The organism is Erysipelatoclostridium sp. An15 (assembly GCF_002160675.1).
GTDB lineage: Bacteria > Bacillota_I > Bacilli_A > Erysipelotrichales > Coprobacillaceae > Thomasclavelia > Thomasclavelia merdavium.
This window is the reverse complement of the sequence record NZ_NFLA01000097.1, coordinates 1-2,480: the sequence shown is the minus strand read 5'-3', so window position 1 is coordinate 2,480 and position 2,480 is coordinate 1. Positions and strand designations below refer to the sequence as shown.

The window sequence follows — 2,480 nt, the reverse complement described above, 5'->3', positions numbered from 1 at the left end:
ATTGCCGTACTGTCTGGAAGCAATCAGTACCATGTATCAGACAAGGTTATCCGTGGCGGTGTAAAAATCCAGAAAAGAGATTTAGAAACCAGCGATACCAAAGGTCAAGGAAGTGCGACCTTGAAAGACGCTGAATTTGAAATCATTTCCCTTAATGACAACGCCGTACTTGTCGAGGGGAAACTTTACAGCAAGAATGAAGTGGTAAAGACAATCCTTACCGACATTGAGGGCGTGGCTTCTACTTCTGCTGATTTACTTCCTTACGGGAAATACCGTATCGAGGAAAGCAAAGCTCCAGAGGGCTATCTGACGGACGGTGCGAAACCGATTGAATTTGAAATCACAGAGGACGGAAAAATCGTTGACCTTACAGGTACGGACACTTCCATTTACAATCAAGTAAAGCGTGGCGACCTTGAGGGTGTCAAGATTGGGGCTGGTACACACCAGCGTCTTGCGGGAGTTCCGTTTAGGATCACCAGCAAGACCACAGGTGAGAGCCACATTATCGTAACTGATGATAACGGACAGTTCTCTACTTCTTCTGACTGGGCTTCCCATAAGAACAACACCAACGCAGGAAAGACCAGCGAGGACGGTATCTGGTTTGGAACAAGCGAGCCTGACGACAGCAAAGGTGCTTTGATTTACGATACCTATATCATTGAAGAATTACGCTGTGAGGGCAACAAAGGCTTTGAGCTTATCCCTGCCTTTGAAATCGTGGTGTCCAGAAACAATGTGACCGTTGATTTAGGGACACTGACTGATGAATGCGAGAAAGAAATCACTATCCATACCACAGCCACAGGCAAAGACGGCGAGAAGTCTATCGTGGCTGGTAAAGAGGTAACAATCGTTGACACGGTTACGCTTGACGGGCTGGAAAAAGGCACAAAATATCAGTTGAAAGGCTGGCAGATGTTGAAAGAGGAAAACGCCGAGCTTCTTATCGACGGTCAGCGTGTGGAAAGTGATTACACATTCACAGCCGACAGCGAGGAAATGAAGATTGAAATAGAATACACATTCAACGCTTCTTCTCTGGGCGGTCAGAACCTTGTGACCTTTGAGGAACTTTACGACCTTTCCAATGAGGACGAGCCTGTAAAAGTGGCTGAACACAAGGACATTGACGACGAGGGACAGACGGTGCTTATCACAGAGCGTATCATCTCTATCCATACCACAGCGACCAGCGAGGACGGAAAGAAAGAGATTGAAGCTGGAAAAGACGTGACAATCATTGATACTGTTACCCTTGACGGCTTGGAAATCGGCACTAAGTATCAGCTTAAAGGCTGGCAGATGACTAAGGACGAAAACGCAGAGCTTATCATCAACGGAGAGCGTGTCGAGAATGATTATACTTTTACTGCCGACAGTGAAAGCATGGAAGTCCAGATTGCCTTTACATTCGACGCTTCCGAGCTTGGCGGAAAAGAACTTGTGACCTTTGAGGAATTATACGATTTGAGCAATCCAGACGAACCGACAAAGGTTACAGAGCATAAGGACATTGAGGACGACGGGCAGACGGTGACAATCACAGAAGTACCAGAAACGCCAGAAGAACCAACAGAGCCAGAACAGCCGACCACACCAGATACACCGAGCAAGACAACAGACGCTCCAAAGACAGGTGATAATACAAACATTGCCTTATTCTTAGGGCTTCTTGTTCTTTCTGGTGCAGGCGTGGCAGGAACATACTTCTTCAAGCGTAGACGCTCTTAATCGGGCGGTCTGCTTATGATGATGAAGAAATCACGCTCCCCGCCGACACATGGAAACGGCGGAGCTTCCCTTTATTCTGGCTTGACCGCCACCCACCTGTAAGCACACGGACGGTCAAGGGTGCTTTTAAGCATTTACCTGCCCTTGACGGTCTGGGGGCTTACGGGTATCACACCACCAGCCAGAATAAAAGCATTGATAATCAACAGATTTTATAGAAATGAGGTATGAACACATGAAATTGAAATATATCGTGCCTGACATGGCACAGACTTTTGGTAACTTGGAGTTTGCAGGAGAAAATGAGGTAGAGCAACAGCGTGTCAATGGTCGCTTTGTCCCCGTGACGAGAAGCTATAACCTGTATTCCGACATTCAGAGAGCCGACGACATTATCGTGGTGCTTCCCGCAAAGGCTGGGGAGAAGCGTTTCAAGTATGAGCAGAAAGTAAAGCTCATCAATCCTAAGATTACCGCCGAGGGAAAGAACGTGCGAGGTCGTGGCTACACTAACTATATCTTAACGGCTGATGATATGCTTCCAGCCGAGGAAAGCAAGTAAAGGGGGTATCAGATTATGAGATTAGCGAATGGAATTGTGTTAGATAAGGAAAAGACGTTTATAAATGTCAATATAATTTTGTACAAAAATGATCATTTATGATGTACAATTGTGTTCCTTCTCAATATAATCAAGAGCATTTTTAAGTATTAGGATTCCTCTTCATTTGGCTTCATTT

2 protein-coding genes are annotated in these 2,480 nt (G+C 45.8%); both read left to right on the top strand.

The window, feature by feature from the left end; all coding sequences use genetic code 11:
* On the top strand, positions 1 to 1,740 hold a 1,740-nt coding region (locus B5E92_RS15100), incomplete at its 5' end, for a VaFE repeat-containing surface-anchored protein (protein ID WP_143357606.1).
* A 235-nt stretch (positions 1,741 to 1,975) separates the two neighbouring features.
* Entirely contained in the window at positions 1,976 to 2,302 is a 327-nt protein-coding gene (locus B5E92_RS15095) for a YdcP family protein (RefSeq protein ID WP_022087958.1), read from the top strand.
* Positions 2,303 to 2,480 lie beyond the last annotated feature (178 nt).

Bases quoted from the DNA above. Each gene is read 5' to 3' on its own strand.
- B5E92_RS15095 (WP_022087958.1), top strand. From the start codon at position 1,976: ATGAAATTGAAATATATCGTGCCTGACATGGCACAGACTTTTGGTAAC.